At 65.1% G+C, this 15,087-nt stretch carries 16 protein-coding genes, 1 rRNA gene and 1 pseudogene; 8 read left to right on the forward strand and 10 right to left on the reverse strand.

The genetic code is table 11. The features are described 5' to 3' along the window. Nucleotides 1-177, reverse strand: a 16S ribosomal RNA gene (locus AC3IFE_RS03445); the annotation flags it as partial. A 567-nt stretch (nt 178-744) separates the two neighbouring features. Here AC3IFE_RS03445 and AC3IFE_RS03450 point away from each other — a divergent pair. The 4 genes from AC3IFE_RS03450 to AC3IFE_RS03465 all read left to right on the forward strand — a co-directional run bounded on the left by AC3IFE_RS03450 (nt 745) and on the right by AC3IFE_RS03465 (nt 4,562). After that, complete coding sequence (locus AC3IFE_RS03450; RefSeq protein WP_489189608.1) at nt 745-1,962, forward strand: DUF2863 family protein; 1,218 nt, start codon at nt 745-747, stop codon at nt 1,960-1,962. 210 nt (nt 1,963-2,172) lie between these two features. Then, nucleotides 2,173-3,015, forward strand: coding sequence for a response regulator transcription factor (locus AC3IFE_RS03455; RefSeq protein WP_089467999.1), 843 nt, complete (start codon nt 2,173-2,175; stop codon nt 3,013-3,015). Nucleotides 3,016-3,091: 76 nt separating this feature from the next. Next, the gene (locus AC3IFE_RS03460; RefSeq protein WP_089468000.1) at nt 3,092-3,766 is read left to right on the forward strand and encodes an energy-coupling factor ABC transporter permease; all 675 of its coding nucleotides are present in this window, start codon (nt 3,092-3,094) and stop codon (nt 3,764-3,766) included. A 169-nt stretch (nt 3,767-3,935) separates the two neighbouring features. Next, complete coding sequence (locus AC3IFE_RS03465; RefSeq protein WP_489189609.1) at nt 3,936-4,562, forward strand: BspC domain-containing protein; 627 nt, start codon at nt 3,936-3,938, stop codon at nt 4,560-4,562. A gap of 84 nt (nt 4,563-4,646) precedes the next feature. Here the strand turns inward: AC3IFE_RS03465 and AC3IFE_RS03470 are convergent, their stop codons facing one another. Both AC3IFE_RS03470 and yaaA read right to left on the reverse strand, forming a co-directional pair. Further along, nucleotides 4,647-5,801: a M14 family metallopeptidase gene (locus AC3IFE_RS03470; RefSeq protein ID WP_489189610.1), complete on the reverse strand. Its 1,155-nt coding sequence runs from the start codon at nt 5,799-5,801 to the stop codon at nt 4,647-4,649. 187 nt (nt 5,802-5,988) lie between these two features. Beyond that, the gene (gene yaaA, locus AC3IFE_RS03475) at nt 5,989-6,771 is read right to left on the reverse strand and encodes a peroxide stress protein YaaA (RefSeq protein ID WP_489189611.1); all 783 of its coding nucleotides are present in this window, start codon (nt 6,769-6,771) and stop codon (nt 5,989-5,991) included. A gap of 57 nt (nt 6,772-6,828) precedes the next feature. Here yaaA and AC3IFE_RS03480 point away from each other — a divergent pair, with 57 nt between their 5' ends. Next, on the forward strand, nt 6,829-7,326 hold the full coding sequence (locus AC3IFE_RS03480; RefSeq protein WP_089468004.1) for a putative toxin-antitoxin system toxin component, PIN family: 498 nt from the start codon (nt 6,829-6,831) through the stop codon (nt 7,324-7,326). 27 nt (nt 7,327-7,353) lie between these two features. After that, complete coding sequence (locus AC3IFE_RS03485) at nt 7,354-8,526, forward strand: pyridoxal phosphate-dependent aminotransferase (RefSeq protein WP_489189612.1); 1,173 nt, start codon at nt 7,354-7,356, stop codon at nt 8,524-8,526. 39 nt (nt 8,527-8,565) lie between these two features. Here AC3IFE_RS03485 and AC3IFE_RS03490 read toward each other — a convergent pair whose 3' ends face one another. Continuing rightward, a complete protein-coding gene (locus AC3IFE_RS03490; RefSeq protein WP_489189613.1) occupies nt 8,566-9,222 on the reverse strand; it encodes a glutathione S-transferase family protein in 657 nt (218 codons plus the stop codon). A 202-nt stretch (nt 9,223-9,424) separates the two neighbouring features. Between AC3IFE_RS03490 and AC3IFE_RS03495 the strand changes: the two genes are divergently transcribed. Next, a complete protein-coding gene (locus AC3IFE_RS03495; protein ID WP_489189614.1) occupies nt 9,425-10,216 on the forward strand; it encodes an oxepin-CoA hydrolase, alternative type in 792 nt (263 codons plus the stop codon). A 44-nt stretch (nt 10,217-10,260) separates the two neighbouring features. After that, nucleotides 10,261-10,503 (forward strand): annotated as a pseudogene (locus AC3IFE_RS03500) (glutathione binding-like protein); the annotation flags it as partial. A 47-nt stretch (nt 10,504-10,550) separates the two neighbouring features. Here the strand turns inward: AC3IFE_RS03500 and AC3IFE_RS03505 are convergent. The 6 genes from AC3IFE_RS03505 to AC3IFE_RS03530 form a co-directional block, all read right to left on the reverse strand. Next, nucleotides 10,551-11,027, reverse strand: coding sequence for a MaoC family dehydratase (locus AC3IFE_RS03505; RefSeq protein WP_489189615.1), 477 nt, complete (start codon nt 11,025-11,027; stop codon nt 10,551-10,553). Then, nucleotides 11,024-11,485, reverse strand: a complete 462-nt coding sequence (locus AC3IFE_RS03510; RefSeq protein WP_089468009.1) for a MaoC family dehydratase — start codon at nt 11,483-11,485, stop codon at nt 11,024-11,026. The genes AC3IFE_RS03505 and AC3IFE_RS03510 overlap by 4 nt, the downstream gene beginning before the upstream one ends. A gap of 38 nt (nt 11,486-11,523) precedes the next feature. Next, the gene (locus tag AC3IFE_RS03515) at nt 11,524-12,657 is read right to left on the reverse strand and encodes an acyl-CoA dehydrogenase family protein (RefSeq protein WP_489189616.1); all 1,134 of its coding nucleotides are present in this window, start codon (nt 12,655-12,657) and stop codon (nt 11,524-11,526) included. A 19-nt stretch (nt 12,658-12,676) separates the two neighbouring features. Continuing rightward, nucleotides 12,677-13,873, reverse strand: coding sequence for an acyl-CoA dehydrogenase family protein (locus tag AC3IFE_RS03520; RefSeq protein ID WP_489189617.1), 1,197 nt, complete (start codon nt 13,871-13,873; stop codon nt 12,677-12,679). Between the two features lie 55 nt (nt 13,874-13,928). Next, nucleotides 13,929-14,351 carry a DUF1178 family protein gene (locus AC3IFE_RS03525; RefSeq protein WP_006750470.1) on the reverse strand — a complete coding sequence of 141 codons (423 nt, stop codon included), beginning with the start codon at nt 14,349-14,351 and terminating at the stop codon, nt 13,929-13,931. Nucleotides 14,352-14,487: 136 nt separating this feature from the next. Continuing rightward, nucleotides 14,488-15,078 (reverse strand): NUDIX domain-containing protein, encoded by a 591-nt coding sequence (locus tag AC3IFE_RS03530; RefSeq protein ID WP_489189618.1) that lies wholly within the window; start codon nt 15,076-15,078, stop codon nt 14,488-14,490. Between the last annotated feature and the right edge of the window lie 9 nt (nt 15,079-15,087).

Below are 15,087 nucleotides of genomic sequence, written 5' to 3' on the forward strand. Positions count from 1 at the left end.
TATGCGGTATTAATCCGGCTTTCGCCGGGCTATCCCCCACTACAGGACATGTTCCGATGTATTACTCACCCGTTCGCCACTCGCCACCAGGTGCAAGCACCCGTGCTGCCGTTCGACTTGCATGTGTAAGGCATGCCGCCAGCGTTCAATCTGAGCCAGGATCAAACTCTTCAGTTCAAACCTGTTACTGTTTTCGGTTCTTGCGAACCGGTCGCTCACTCAAAGCTGACAGGAATATGAATCACTTCATAAACCTGACTTACTTTAGTGTGAGACTCTTGATACTTTTGCTATCTGATCCGAGGATCAGCTCGCTGCCATCAAGCGCCCACACTTATCGGCTGTTAATTTTTAAAGAGCATTTCTGCGAGGAATCTTGAACCCCTCAGCAGCGCTGCGTTTTCAGCAGCAGAGAAGCGAGATTATGAACCGTGTTTCGCAGCTCGTCAACATCTTTCTACACGACTTCGTTGCGACTGCGGGGCTCAACTTCCTGCGCCGCCAAGGCTCGCTACCTCCGAACCCCGACAGCACCGCTTCCCTTCCTCTCGAGCCGTGTTTGCGTTAGCGCGAAAGAGGCGTGATTCTAAGCAGCTCACGTCGTGAGCGCAAGGGGCTCGCAGCAACTTTTTCACACACGCCGCAGTTCGGCCGTCCGGCCATGCCTGGCCACGAGACCGCTTATGGTGCAAAGAACGGACTAGAATGTGAGGTTCTTCGCCTCTTTCTATATACGTCTTTAATATGCGCCAGCGAATCGCCAAACGCCTCCCCCCCGATGCCGACAAATTGGTCGGTCTGTCACTTGCGCTCTTCGCGTCGGGCAGTCGCATCGAGGATCGCTTCTGGGAAGCGAAGCTCGATACGCTGCTCGCCAAGATTGTCCGCAACGGCAATCAGACCACGCTCGACGCCGCGCTCGACCATCTTCAACAGAATCATCCCGACGCCTACGGCGCGCTCGCCGACATGGCCGAGACGCACAGCGAGTCGATGGTGATCGAACACGACGGCCAACCGTACGATGCACTGCTGGTCGCCGTCCCGGTTCTCGCCTGGACACGCTACATGATTCCGTCGGGACCGCTCAAGGGCGACGTTGCCGACGCGCTGCGAACGCACCTGCAGGCGCACGTGCTCGCGAACGGCACCCTCGTCGGGCTCGCCCCGTTCCTCTACAGCATCGACCAGTTGCCGCGGCACCATGTCGAAACCTACCGGCTGGCCCAGCAACTCGCCCATGCGGCAATCGGCCAGCAGGCCCCGAAGCTGAGCTTCGGCGACCTGCCGGAAACTTCGCCGATCCTGGCCGATCCGCGCTTCCTGCTGGCGGTCGTCGCCGCGCCGGCCGGCGCGCCGCTGTTCCGCTGGCAGGAAGAGGAAAACGGTAGCCGGATCGAGCGCGGCCAGTGCCTCGAACAATGGACGGCTCAAGGCGGCCCGAACCTGTCGATCGCGCTGCCCGGCTGCGAGTTCGAATGCCTGCTTCCGGACGCGTACTACTCGGCCTGTCGCGATGCGGACGAACGCGTACGCCCGCACACCGTCCGAACGGCCATTCGTTATCTATTCGACACACTTGGTGCAGCGCCGCAAGAGCTGCGCGCGGTGGTCGCCGGCTTCGGCGAACGTCGTATCGACGAGTATCGCGTCGGCTTCACGCGACGTGCGAGCAACGACGTGATCTACGGTGTCGTGTGGCCGCTCTACGGCCGGGAAAACGGCGACGTATCGGTCGACAACGCGACGCTCGAAGGCGAAGCGCCGATCGAGGGGCCGCTCGAGGAAATCGTGAGCCTGCTGAAGGAATGCGGCGTAACCGACGTCCGGCGGCACGCGGGCCGCTTCGAACCCGAATACTGCGACGACTGCGGCGTGCCGCTTTACGCCGATCCGCTCGGCGAAATCGTCCATGCGGAAATGCCGGAAGACGCGTCGCCCGCCCAGCCGCACTTCCACTGACCCGCCCCGCAGGCTCAGAAAACCTGAGCCGCCCAAAGCCGCTTTCGGTTCCTGCCGAAGCGGCTTTTTTCTTGTCCGACGCCCGATCGCTCAAAATTTCGAACTTTTCCTAAGCCTTTCAGCCAAGCAGACATCGTGTAAGGTCTTTGTCATTATCGGGGCCAGCTTATCCCCGACGGCAGTCAATGACTCACTTCACGGAGGTTGAATATGCGGTTCTTGGTACTTAACTCAGACGCCGAACGGCGTGACGGACTGAAGACCCTGTTGCGGCAGATCGACCGGCACGCCAGCATCAACGATGCGCCTGACGGTTTCCAGGCACGCCGGCTGCTGCGCACCCAGCGTTTCGACCTCGTCGCGATCGACTGGCTGGACGTCGGCCGGATCAGCGAGCTTCAGGCACTCGGCAATGCGTGCTCGCCCACACCGGTCGCCGTTCTGGTCGACGACATCTCGCCAGAAGCCATCCAGCGCTTCTTCAATTACGGCGTCGCGGGCGTGATCCCGCATTCCACGCGGCCGCACCTGATCGTGCGTGCGCTCGAGATCGTCCTCTTGGGCGGACATTACATTCCGCCGATCGCCCTCAGCCTGTTGCCGTCCACGGCAACGACGACGGCCCGCCACGACGCCCATTTCCAGACGCTCGCCGGCTCGCTGCCCCGGCGCCCGCCGACCGGCCTCCTGTCGCCGCGGCAAGCGCAGATCATGCGGTTCGTCCACATGGGCAGCACGAACAAGATGATCGCCCGTACGCTCGGCATCAGCGAAGGCACGGTGAAGATCCACCTCGCGAGCATCTTCCAGCAGCTCGGCGCCGCAAACCGCGCCGCCGCGGTCGCGATCTACAACGGCTGGCTGTCGCCCCATCTCGAGGTGCTGCTGGCGAACCGCAACCGCGCCCGTAAACCGGTCATCGGGGAACACGGCCCGGCTCCGCTGCGGACACAACGGCATGACCGTCCTTACCCGTTGCCCACCGCGAATGCCGGCACGCAGGACCTGCCGCTCGCCGCCGAGCCGCCGGCACGATTCCGGCGCGGACGCTAGGCAAACAGTCTCGATATTGCGACGGTCGGGCATGTGGAGGCTCCCACCTTTGATGCTCAACGAGTAATATGGACGCATGGGTTTTCTTTTCACACCGCTTCCGCTCTGGGTTGGCATCGGTGGCTGGATCGCCGCCGTGGCCCTGCTCGCGCTCGCGATCTGGAATCGCCCCTTCGTACGCCTGCAAGACGCCACGCTCCAGCACGTGTGGCTCGCGCTCGTCACAGCGATCGCGGTCCTGTGGGCCTCGAACGCATGGCTCGAAGATGGCATCGTCATGCATCTGCTCGGCGCAACGTTGCTCGTCACGCTGTTCGACTGGACACTCGCCCTGGTCGCGATGGGCGCCGTCACCGCGATTGCCGCGATCATCTTCGACGCGCCGTGGCAAGGCATCGGCCTGACCTATCTGATCTACGGTGCGCTGCCTGTCGGCGTGTCGGCGTTGCTGCAACGCGCCGCGCTCGCCTGGCTGCCGCACAACCTCGCGTCGTTCATCACCGGGCAGGGCTTCCTGTCGCCCGCGATCGCAATCGTTGCGGTCGCTGCCGCGGCGGCCGGTGTCCAGCTCGCGCTCGCGGACGGCGTGCCCGTCGTGATTCCAGCCGGCTATCTGCTGAACACCGCGCTGCTCGCGCTCGGCGAAGCCTGGTTCACCGGCATGGCAACGGCACTCATCGCCGTCTATCGCCCCGCGTGGGTCACGACCTTCGACGTCCGGCGCTACCGCCTCGGCGGCCCGCGCGCCTGAATTTCCACCGCATCGGCCCGGCGCACACGCGTATCGGCGGCGCTTGCGCGGCGCGCGCCGAATACGCCACCTACTGCCGCACAACTTTTTTACGCTAAGATTGAACTCCTGTTCTTCATCGGGCATCTATACGTGCCCGACGTCTTCTTCGCTCCTCACCAATAACCAGATGGACAGCTCACCTGCCTCGCTCCGGATTTTCCGGGCGCTCGGCAAGCTGGCAGCCTGTATCGCGGGCCTGTCGCTTGCGCTTCCCGCACCGGTATTCGCCGACCTGCTCGACCAGCGTTCCGAACTGATCAACAAATTCGTCAACGAGATGCATGCCGATCCGCTCGCCGCCGATTGTGCAGCGCACGGCAGCTTCATCGCCAGCACGTCGACGGCGTTCGATCGCGTCGATTTCGCGCCGAACGCATTCGACAGCGGCAACGCGACGATCACGCCGTGGAACGACTCGTTCGACCAGGGCAAGCAGCGCGTGAAAGTCGACAACATCGTTACCGTCGACGGGCTCGGCATCCACAGCGACGGCCGCGATCCGACGCCGCTGAAATTCCGTTGCGGCTATGTCGGTCAGCAAATGCTCGCGTTCAGCTGGAACGACCCGGTTCCGCCGCTGAAGCCGCGCGTCGAGCGCTCGTCGTCTTCGACGAAGAAGTTCAAGGGCAAGTCGCACCGCGGCAAAGCCAAGGCGAAGGCATCGGGCCGCGCCGGCAGCAAGAAGGCCGTCGCGACGAAGAAATCAAGCGGCCAGAAGAAAGCCGTGAAGAAAAAAACCGCGAAGAAGTCCTGATACGGCGGAGCGGCAACGACAGCAGCAAAAAAGGCCGGTGCATCGCAAGATGCGCCGGCCTTTTTCATGCAACGACGGCTGCGCTTACGCGAACGTGTCGACGTGTACGAGGATCGCGGCCAGCATCGCCGCGCCGAGTGCCGCGCTACGCTCGCCGTTCCAGCCAACGCGCTCGTCGGGCAGGTTCGCGTTGTCCTTGAACGGCATTTCGAGCGTCAGCGACAGGCAACCGAACTGGTGGCCAATGTACTTGGACGCGAGCTTCAGCGCATCTTCCTTGTACTTGCTCGCCGCGTAGCCGTGCTCGGTCTGGAAGTCGGGACTGGCGACCTTGAACGCGTCGATGAACGCGGCCTGCTCCTTGCCCTGCTGCTCGGTGAAGCTCGGCAGCATCTCCGAGCCGGCGACGAACACGTACGGCAAATCCTCGTCGCCGTGAATGTCGAAGAACATGTCGCAACCGATCGCATGGATCGCATCGCGCACGGCCAGCACTTCGGGGCTGCGTTCCGCATCGGGCGCCATCCATTCGCGATTCAGGTTCGCGCCGGCCGCATTGGTGCGCAGGTTACCGTGCACGCTGCCGTCCGGGTTCATGTTCGGGACGATGTAGAACGTCACGCGATCGTACAGCTTGCGCGCGACCGGATCGCCGGCCCAATCGCCCCATCCGGCCAGCCGCTTGACCAGGCCTTCGACGAACCACTCGGCCATCGATTCGCCCGGATGCTGGCGCGCGATGATCCACACCTTCTTCTTCGGCGCGCCCTCGGCTTCCGGCGTGCCGAGCGTCAGCAGCGACATCGGACGGCCTTCGACCGTGCGGCCGAGCTCGACGACGCTCGCCTGCGGCAACTGCTGGACCGCGCCGAGAAACGCCGCGTGACGCTCTTCCGAGTACGGTTCGAAATACGCGTAGTAGATGCTGTCGAACTCGGGCGTATGGTCGATGGTCATCGTCTTGCCGTCGAACGTCGTCGGCACGCGAAACCAGTCGACGCGGTCATAGCTCGCCACCGCGTGGTAGTTGCGCCAGCCCGACGGATACGCGCATTCGGCTGCGTTCTCGAACGTCATCACGCATCGTTCGCCGCGCGCCCCCGTCAAGCGGTAGTAAAACCATTGCGCGAATTCCGAACGATTGTCGCCGCGCACGCGCAGCCGGATTGCGTCGGGGCTGTCGCACGACACGACGTCGATTGCGCCTGCGTCGAAATTACTGGTGATCGAAACAGCCATCTGTCTATCTCCTTTGTCGACCAGCGTTAGCGCTTCAGCGCTTATGCTGGTCCCATGCAAAGCGGTCGACCAGCGTTAGCGCTTCAGCGCTTACGCCGGTCCCATGCAAAACTGCCGACCGAAGCAGGCACGTACCGCCTGTCCGGCCTCATGCATGCACCGGCCGTCTCGTGAACGGCCGGCTGGGTCACTCGCCGATGCGCCGGCGATATACGTAAGTCGAATCGTTCGACGCCGCCGCCTCGAACGCATAGCCTTCGGCCGCGAATGCCTTCAGCGCCTTCGGGTCGGCGATACGGTTCTCGACGACAAAACGCGCCATCAGCCCGCGCGCGCGTTTCGCATGGAAACTGATGATCTTGTAGCGGCCGCCCTTCCAGTCCTCGAATACCGGCGTGATGACCGGTGCGGCCAGCAGCTTCGGATTGACCGACTTGAAGTATTCGGTCGACGCGCAATTGACGAGCACGCGCGCCGCGCCGCTACGCGTCTCGAGCTGCTCGTTCAGCGCCCGCGTGATGCGGTCGCCCCAGAACGCATACAGATCCTTGCCGCGCGCGTTCGCGAAACGCGTGCCCATCTCCAGCCGGTACGGCTGCAGCAGGTCGAGCGGACGCAGCAGCCCGTACAGGCCCGACAGCACGCGCACGTGCTGCTGCGCATAGTCGAGATCGGTCGGCGACAGCGATTTCGCGTCGAAACCCTCGTAGACGTCGCCGTTGAACGCCAGCACGGCCTGCTTCGCGTTGGCCGGCGTGAAGGTCGGCGACCAATCGGCGTAGCGCTGGAAGTTCAGACGCGCGAGCGGATCGGAAATATCCATCAGCGCCGCGATGTCCTGCGGCGACAGCTTGCGCAGGCCGTCGATCAGTTCCGACGCGTCGTCGACGAATGCAGGCTTCGTGTAAGACTGGACGTGCGCGGGCGTCTCGTAGTCGAGGGATTTGGCGGGAGAGAGAACGATTATCATAGAGGCTCGCTGGCACGCCGTGCCTTGCGGTCAGACGAAAACCACCGATTGTAACGAATGACCCGCTCTCTCGCCCCGCACGCCGCACGCCGCGTCGTGCTCGACTCGAACGTCTGGATCGACATCCTCGTCTTCGACGACCCCGCTACGCGCCCGATCCGTGCCGCGCTGGAGCGCGGCACGCTGGCCGCCGTGATCGACGGCCGCTGCCTGACCGAACTCGAATACGTGCTCGACTATCCGCAGTTCCAGTCGCGCGCGATCGACAAGGCTGCCGCGCTCGCGACCGTCGCCCGGCTCGCGAGCCTCGTCGAACCGTCGCCCGTCGACGCCGACGCGCCGCCGCTGCCGAAGTGCAAGGACCGCGACGACCAGAAATTTCTCGAACTCGCCCACGCCGCGCAGGCCGAGTGGCTCGTGTCGAAAGACCGCGCGCTGCTGAAGCTCGCGAAGCGCACCGCACGCGACTTCGGTTTCCGGATCGCGCAACCCGCGCCGTTCGTGGAAGCCTGCGCGCTCGACGCCGCGCCGCCCGCGACGGCGACGCCGGCCTGACGCCCCCACCCGAATTCGACCGTCTCGATGAACGCTCCTTCAGATATGCCAACGACTCCCGTTTTCCCGTCGCGCCTGCCGAATGTCGGCACGACGATCTTCACGGTCATGAGCGCGCTTGCCGCCGAAAAAGGCGCGGTGAACCTCGGCCAGGGTTTCCCCGATTTCGATTGCGATCCGCGCATCGTCGATGCGGTCGCCACCGCGATGCGCAACGGGCACAACCAGTACCCGCCGATGGCCGGCGTCGCGCCGCTGCGCGACGCGATCGCCGACAAGATCGCGCAGGTGTACGGCCGACGCTACGATCCGGGCACCGAAATCACCGTGACGGCCGGCGCGACGCAGGCGCTGCTGACGGCGATCCTCTGCGCGGTGCATCCGGGCGATGAAGTAATCGTCGTCGAGCCGACCTACGACAGCTACCTACCGTCGATCGAGCTTGCCGGCGGCAAGCCCGTGTTCGTCACGCTGGACGCGCCCGACTATACGATCCCGTTCGACCGTCTCGCGGCCGCGATCACGCCGAAGACGCGGATGATCCTGATCAACACGCCGCACAACCCGACGGGCACCGTGTGGCGCGAGGCCGACATGCGCAAGCTCGAGGACATCGTGCGCGGCACAAACGTGCTGATCCTGTCCGACGAGGTCTACGAGCACATGGTCTACGACGGCGCGCGCCACGAGAGCGTCGCGCGCTACCCGGAGCTCGCCGCGCGCAGCTTCATCGTGTCGAGCTTCGGCAAGACCTATCACGTGACGGGCTGGAAGGTCGGTTACGTCGCAGCGCCTGCGGCGCTGACCGCGGAATTCCGCAAGGTCCACCAGTTCAACGTGTTCACTGTGAACACGCCGATGCAGATCGGGCTCGCCGACTACCTGCGCGACCCGGCGCCGTACCTGTCGCTCGCGGGCTTCTATCAGCGCAAGCGCGACTTCTTCCGGGCCGGCCTCGAGCGCACGCGCTTCAAGTTGCTGCCGTGCACGGGCACGTACTTCCAGTGCGTCGATTACTCGGCGATCAGCGACCTACCCGAAGCGGAATTCTCGAAATGGCTCACGTCGGAGATCGGCGTGGCCGCCATTCCGGTGTCGGCGTTCTATCACGAGCCGCACGAATCGGGCGTCGTGCGCTTCTGCTTCGCGAAGCAGGAAAGCACGCTCGCATCCGCGCTCGAACGGCTCGCCCGCCTGTAAGACCCGGACGGGCGGCCGTACGCCGCCTGTCAGAAACGCTTACGAACGCACGACGTTCGCCGCTTCGACATATGCCTTGCGCTCGGCTGCCACGCGTTGCGCGGCCGGGCGTTCTCCCACCGTCTTTGCATGCGCCTTCCAGTCGATGCCGGTATCGAGCAGGAAGTCGCGCCCGAAAACGGCCTTCGTCGCCATGCCGACGACCGGCAGATGAACCCACGCGGCGATGTCCGCCAAGCCGAACGATTCGCCGAGCACATACGGCGAAAACCGCGTCATCTGCTTGAATGCGTCAATCGCGCGCGGCAGGCGCTTCTCGACGTGCGCCTTCGTCCCGTCGCTCACCTTGCCGCCGAAAAACGCTTCCGTGTACACCTCGCGCGCCATCCATTCGAGATACAGCTCGAGCGTCTCGACGAGTTCGCGCACCTTCGCCGCCGCGAACGGGCTCGCGGGGAAAATGCCTTTCTCCGGATAGCGCGCCGCGAGGTATTCGATGATCACCTGCGACTCGAACAGCGCGCCTTCTTCCGTCTTCAGGAAAGGAATCTTGCCGAGCGGCGAATCGGCAAGCTGCGCCGGATCGCTGATCGGGAAACCGCACATCGCTTCCTCGAACGGAATGTCATGCTCGAGCAGGACGAACTTCACCTTGTTGTAATAGTTGGACAACGGAATACCGCACAGCTGTAGCATCGGTGTCTCCTTCCTTGCTGAAACGCGGCCGCATCGAAACCGGCCGCATCGGGATTCATCGCGCTGAAAAGCACGTCCGTGCTAGTCTAAAGCAAGTCGTGCGTTCGTCACGACAACATTACCTCCGCTGCGGCGTCGGCCACGCCTGCCCGCGCGACACACGCGGCGTCGCCGCCGCGCCATCCGATGGAGACACGCTCGCATGAGTGCTGAACTGCTGGCCTCGCGTCCGCCCGAGAGCGATTCGACGCTCGTCCTCACGCTGTCCAATCCCGGCGCGCGCAACGCGCTGCATCCCGACATGTACGCGGCCGGCATCGAAGCGCTCGCCACCGCCGAGCGCGATCCGGCGATTCGCGCCGTCGTGCTGACGGGTGCCGATCGTTTCTTCTGCGCGGGCGGCAACCTGAACCGGCTGCTCGAGAATCGCTCGAAGGATCCGTCCTTCCAGGCCGACAGCATCGATCAGCTCGCGGCATGGGTCACGGCGATCCGCGCGTCGACGAAGCCGGTGGTCGCGGCCGTCGAAGGCGCGGCGGCCGGCGCGGGCTTCTCGCTCGCGCTCGCGTGCGACCTGATCGTCGCCGCACACGATGCGAAATTCGTGATGTCGTATGCGCGCGTCGGCCTGACGCCCGACGGCGGCGGCTCGTGGTTTCTCGCCTGCGCGCTGCCGCGTGCGATCGCGGCCGAGATCCTGTTCGAAGGCAAGCCGGTTTCCGCGGAACGCCTGCATGCACTCGGCGTGGTCAATCGGCTCGCCGCGCCCGGCACGGCGCTCAGCGACGCACTGGCCTGGGCCGACGCGCTCGCCGGCATCTCGCCGAATGCGCTCACGCGCATCAAGTCGCTGCTCGACGACGCCACCGCGCAACCGCTGGACGTGCACCTCGTCACCGAGCGCGATCATTTCGTCGCGTCGCTGCATCATGCGGACGGGCTCGAAGGCATCACCGCGTTCCTGGAGAAGCGCCAGCCGCGCTACAAACGCTGATCCGCCGCGTCGCACGCCACGCCACGCGCCTCCATCCGGAATCCGAGTATCTCGCGGGCCACACGTACACGATCGCGGACATCGCAACGTTCCCGTGGACGCGCTCGTGGTAAAACCAGGGCATCGTGCCGGACGAGTTGCCGAACGTGAAGCGCTGGCACGAGGCGATCGCCGCGCGACCGGCCGTGCAGCGCGGCGTCAAGGTGCTTGCGTCGATGCGCAAGGCGCTGCAGGACGACAAGGCACGCGAGGTGCTGTTCGGCGCAACGCAATATGCGAAGCACTGACCCGCACGTGGTGGACGGAGCGGCATCCGTGCATGCCGCTCCGTGCTTCAGAAGTAATGCAGCGTGATGAACTCCGCCGCGCATACCGGCAGCGGCGCGTCGGGGTGCTCGACCTGCACCGATACCGACCACGTCACCTGGATGCCGCCGCGCGCGGCGTCCGCGATTTCCTTCACCGCGAACAGCGCACGCGCGCGCGCCCCGACCGGCACCGGCTTCAAGAACCGCACGCGGTTCAGCCCGTAGTTCACGCCCATCTTCTGCTCGAAGCGCATCGCGTCGGTCATCAACGCCGGAATCAGCGACAGCGTCAGGAACCCGTGCGCGATCGGCCCGCCGAACGGCGACTCGCGCCGCGCGCGTTCGGGGTCGACGTGAATCCATTGATGATCGCCGGTCGCGTCGGCGAAACCATCGACGCGCGGCTGGTCGATCTCGATCCAGCCGCTCGCGAGCGGCTCCGCGCCGATCCGCGCCTGCAGCGCCTGCGCGGAGGCAATCAGCGGCAAGGTCACGTCGATCATGGATTCGCGCCCCCCGGATGGCGCAGCCCGAAAATCACCTTGGTGTGCACGGAGATCACCGTCTCGCCGGCTTCGTTCACGCCGATCCATTCCGTCGACACGATGCCGCGGTCGGGCTTGCTTTCCGACACGCGTTTGTCGTGCACCTTCTGGTACATCGTGATCGTGTCGCCGGCGCGCACCGGCTTCAGCCAGCGGATCGAATCGATGCCCGGCGAGCCCATGCTGGTCGAATCCGGCCCGAGCTTCTGGACCAGCAGGCTCATGAATACCGAGCACGTATGCCAGCCGCTCGCGACGAGTCCGCCGAAATGCGAGGCCTTCCCCGCTTCCTCGTCGACATGGAACGGCTGCGGATCATAGCGCCTCGCGAACGTCTTGATGTCGTCGGCCTCGAACGTGTAGCGGCCCACTTCGGTGGTGCTGCCGACCACCAGATCTTCGTAACTGATGCCCACTGATGAGTCTCCTTGTCTGGCGCGCTCGCGCGTCGCCGTCATGCTACGTCGGTCTGCACGAAATCGGGCAGCGCCGCAATGCGGGCGAGATGATGATCGGTATCGCCGAGCGTCGTCTCGATGATCGACAGCCGCTTGAACAGGTGCGCGGCGGCCACCTCGTTGGTCACGCCCATGCCGCCGTGCAGCTGGACCGCCTGCTGGCCGACGAAGCGCGCGGCCGCACCGACCCGCGCCTTCGCGGCCGACACGGCCTTGCGCCGCGCGTCGGCGTCGCCGTTCGCGTAGCGCACCGCCGCGAGATAAGTCAGCGAACGCGCCTGCTCTGCATGAATCAGCATGTCGACCATCCGGTGCTGCAGCGCCTGGAAACGCGCGATCGGCACACCGAACTGCTCGCGCGTCTTCGTGTATTCGACCGTCGCGCGATTCAGTTCGTCGAGCGCGCCGACCGCTTCCGCGCACAGCAGGAAGGTCGCGTAATCGGCGATCTGCTCGAGTGCCGCGGCGTCGCGCGCCCCGCCCGTCAGCAGTCGGCCCGGCGTGTCGTCGAACGTGATCGTCGCGGCACGCTGGCCGTCGATGGTCCGGTAGTCGACTACCTTCGCATTGGCCGCATCGCGTTCGACGACGAAGAGGCCGATGCCGCCGCCGTCGACGCGTGCGGGTACGATCCACACATGCGCTTGCGCGCCGTGCTGCACCACCGACTTGGTGCCGGTCAGCCGGTACGTGCCGCCCTGCTCGCGCGCGTGCGTGTCGAGTTCGTACAGATCGTAGCGCGCGTGCGGTTCGTGGAACGCGACCGCCACGCGCTTGTGCCCCTGCGCGACCGCCTCCAGCAGCGCGGCATCGTCACCCGTGCCGGAGCCGGCGATCCGCAACGCCTCGACGCCAACCGCCGTGGCCCAGTACGGCTCGATCACTAGCGCGCGGCCGAGCGCCTGCATCACGACCAGCATGTCGACCGGCCCACCGCCGAAGCCGCCCTGTGCGTCCGGCACGGGCAACGCGGTCAAGCCCAGTTCGGTGAATGCGCTCCACTGCGCGTCCGACACACCGGTATCGCTGTGCACGATCGCCTGACGCGCTTCGAAGCCGTATTGCTCGCCGAGATACCGGCGCAGCGCGTCGGCGAACTGCTGCTGCTCATCGGTAAAGCTGAAATCCATGGTTGTCTCCGTTCCCTGATCACAGCCCCAGAATCATCTGCGCGATGATGTTCTTCTGGATCTCGTTCGAACCGCCGTAGATCGACGTCTTCCGGTAATTGAAGTAGTACGCGGCAAGCGGCGCCGCATCGTCGTCGCCCGCGATGCTGTGCTCGCGCTCGCCGTCGAGGAACGGCACGTCGAACGGGGCGGCCAGCGGGCCGATCGCTTCGACCATCAGCTCGGTGAGCGCCTGCTGCACCTCGGTGCCCTTGATCTTCAGCATCGACGCCTCGGGGCCGGGCCCCTTGCCGCTCGTCTCGCGGCTGACGACGCGCAGCACCGTCACTTCCAGCGCCATCAGCTCGACTTCGAGCGCCGCGACCTTCGCGGCGAACACGGGATCGGCGAGCAACGGCTTGCCGTTCTTGCGCTGGTTCGATGCGACGCGCTTCAGGAATGCGAGCTCCCGCTTCGACGCGCCGACGCGCGCGATGCCGGTGCGCTCGTGGCCGAGCAGGTATTTCGCGTAGGTCCAGCCGCGGTTCTCGTCGCCGACGAGGTTCTCCACCGGCACCTTCACGTCCTCGAAGAACACCTCGTTGACCTCGTGGTCCTCGTCGAGCATCACGATCGGACGCACCGTGATGCCGGGCGACTTCATGTCGATCAGCAGGAACGAGATGCCCTCCTGCTTCTTCGCGGCCGGATCGGTGCGCACGAGACAGAACATCATGTCGGCGTACTGGCCGAGCGTGGTCCAGGTCTTCTGGCCGTTCACGACGTAGTGATCGCCGTGGCGCTCGGCGCGCGTGCGCAGCGACGCGAGGTCGGACCCGGAACCCGGCTCCGAGTAACCCTGGCACCACCAGTCCGAGCCGTCGAGAATACGCGGAAGATAGTGGCGCTTCTGCGCTTCGCTGCCGTATTTCATCAGGACCGGCGCGACCATCGACACCCCGAACGGCAGCACGGTCGGCGCACCGATCCGCGCGCACTCCTCGTCCCAGATGTGCCGCTGCGTCGCGTTCCAGCCCGGGCCGCCGTATTCGACCGGCCAGGCGGGCGCGGACCAGCCGCGCTGGCCCAGAATCCGGTGCCAGCTCGCAAAATCCTCGCGGTCGAGTCGTTTGTGATCGAGTACCTTGGCGCGCAGTGCATGAGGCAGGTTGGCCTCGAGCCAGGCGCGAACGTCGGCGCGGAACGCGTCGTCGGCGGGGGAATAATCCAGATCCATGCGCAGTGTCTCCTCGCCGCGGCCGTCCGGCCCGGCCAAGGACACACTGCGTACGTCATTGCAGCGGTTCTTTCAGCGCGGCAGGAATCGGCAGCGGCATCACGTCGATGCCTTCTTCGACCAAGGACTGCGCATCCTCCGGCGTCGTGACGCCGCGAATGCTGCGTGCGGGCGCCTCGTTGTAATGGATGCGCCGCGCTTCCTCGGCGAAGCGCTCGCCCACGTTCTCGGTCTTCTCCAGCACCTCGCGCAGCGCGCGCATCACCTGCGCCTGCAGCGCACGGGGATCGGCCGGCTGCGCCTGCGTCGCGCCCGACAGGTTCAGGCGCGGCGCGGACGGCATCCGGTTGATCTCCGTCGTTCCGCACACCGGGCATTCGACCAGCTTGCGGGACAACTGCGCTTCGAATTCATCGGCGGAAGCGAACCAGCCTTCGAACCGATGACCGTGCGGGCACTGTAAATCGAGGACCTTCATGCTGAATCAGGGCGTGTGACGAGTGTAGCGCAAAAAGCGGTTTTGTGAACGGTCGTGCTAAATCCCGATCGCGCAGCACGAACGCGCCGCGTCACCGGATTGTAACGCGGCGCCCCGCCCGCCGCTGACGCCGTGCTCAGGGCGTGACGACCGGCCCGAGCGGCCAAGTGCCGGACAACACCTTGTCGAGCCACATCGTGCCGATGATCGTCTTGACGTCGGAGATCTGGCCGGTGCGCACCCATTCCTGCAGGTCGGCCAGCGTCGCGGTGAAGGTTTCGAGAAATTCGCCTTCGTCGAGCTTGCGCTCGCCGGCCGTGAGCCCGCGCGCGAGGTACAGATCGATGAATTCGGTCGAATAGGAAATGATCGGATGAATGCGGGCCAGAAACACGTATTCGCGCGCCGTGTAGCCCGTCTCCTCGCGCAGTTCGCGCGCCGCGCACGCGAGCGCACCTTCGTTCGGATCGAGCTTGCCGGCCGGGAATTCGGCCATCACCTTGCCGATCGGATAGCGGAACTGGCTCTCCATCAGCACGCGGCCGTCGTCGAACAGCGGAATCACCATCACCGCGCCCGGGTGCTGCACGTATTCGCGCGTGGCCTTCTTGCCGTCCGGCAGGCGGACGGTGTCGCGCTTGAGCTTGAGGAACGCGCCTTCGAAGATCGCCTCGCTCTCGAGGCAGATTTCGGTCAGTGCGGCGTCGTGATTGGGTAGTTCGGCCATCGGCGGCTC

This window comes from Burkholderia sp. APQ4-4ca (genome assembly GCF_057837105.1).

What these genes read in the sequence shown, in the direction of transcription:
- AC3IFE_RS03450 (WP_489189608.1), top strand. Translation starts at nt 745, where the DNA reads ATGCGCCAGCGAATCGCCAAACGCCTCCCCCCCGATGCCGACAAATTG.
- AC3IFE_RS03455 (WP_089467999.1), top strand. Translation starts at nt 2,173, where the DNA reads ATGCGGTTCTTGGTACTTAACTCAGACGCCGAACGGCGTGACGGACTG.
- AC3IFE_RS03460 (WP_089468000.1), top strand. Translation starts at nt 3,092, where the DNA reads ATGGGTTTTCTTTTCACACCGCTTCCGCTCTGGGTTGGCATCGGTGGC.
- AC3IFE_RS03465 (WP_489189609.1), top strand. Translation starts at nt 3,936, where the DNA reads ATGGACAGCTCACCTGCCTCGCTCCGGATTTTCCGGGCGCTCGGCAAG.
- AC3IFE_RS03470 (WP_489189610.1), bottom strand. Translation starts at nt 5,801, where the DNA reads ATGGCTGTTTCGATCACCAGTAATTTCGACGCAGGCGCAATCGACGTC.
- yaaA (WP_489189611.1), bottom strand. Translation starts at nt 6,771, where the DNA reads ATGATAATCGTTCTCTCTCCCGCCAAATCCCTCGACTACGAGACGCCC.
- AC3IFE_RS03480 (WP_089468004.1), top strand. Translation starts at nt 6,829, where the DNA reads ATGACCCGCTCTCTCGCCCCGCACGCCGCACGCCGCGTCGTGCTCGAC.
- AC3IFE_RS03485 (WP_489189612.1), top strand. Translation starts at nt 7,354, where the DNA reads ATGAACGCTCCTTCAGATATGCCAACGACTCCCGTTTTCCCGTCGCGC.
- AC3IFE_RS03490 (WP_489189613.1), bottom strand. Translation starts at nt 9,222, where the DNA reads ATGCTACAGCTGTGCGGTATTCCGTTGTCCAACTATTACAACAAGGTG.
- AC3IFE_RS03495 (WP_489189614.1), top strand. Translation starts at nt 9,425, where the DNA reads ATGAGTGCTGAACTGCTGGCCTCGCGTCCGCCCGAGAGCGATTCGACG.
- AC3IFE_RS03505 (WP_489189615.1), bottom strand. Translation starts at nt 11,027, where the DNA reads ATGATCGACGTGACCTTGCCGCTGATTGCCTCCGCGCAGGCGCTGCAG.
- AC3IFE_RS03515 (WP_489189616.1), bottom strand. Translation starts at nt 12,657, where the DNA reads ATGGATTTCAGCTTTACCGATGAGCAGCAGCAGTTCGCCGACGCGCTG.
- AC3IFE_RS03520 (WP_489189617.1), bottom strand. Translation starts at nt 13,873, where the DNA reads ATGGATCTGGATTATTCCCCCGCCGACGACGCGTTCCGCGCCGACGTT.
- AC3IFE_RS03525 (WP_006750470.1), bottom strand. Translation starts at nt 14,351, where the DNA reads ATGAAGGTCCTCGATTTACAGTGCCCGCACGGTCATCGGTTCGAAGGC.
- AC3IFE_RS03530 (WP_489189618.1), bottom strand. Translation starts at nt 15,078, where the DNA reads ATGGCCGAACTACCCAATCACGACGCCGCACTGACCGAAATCTGCCTC.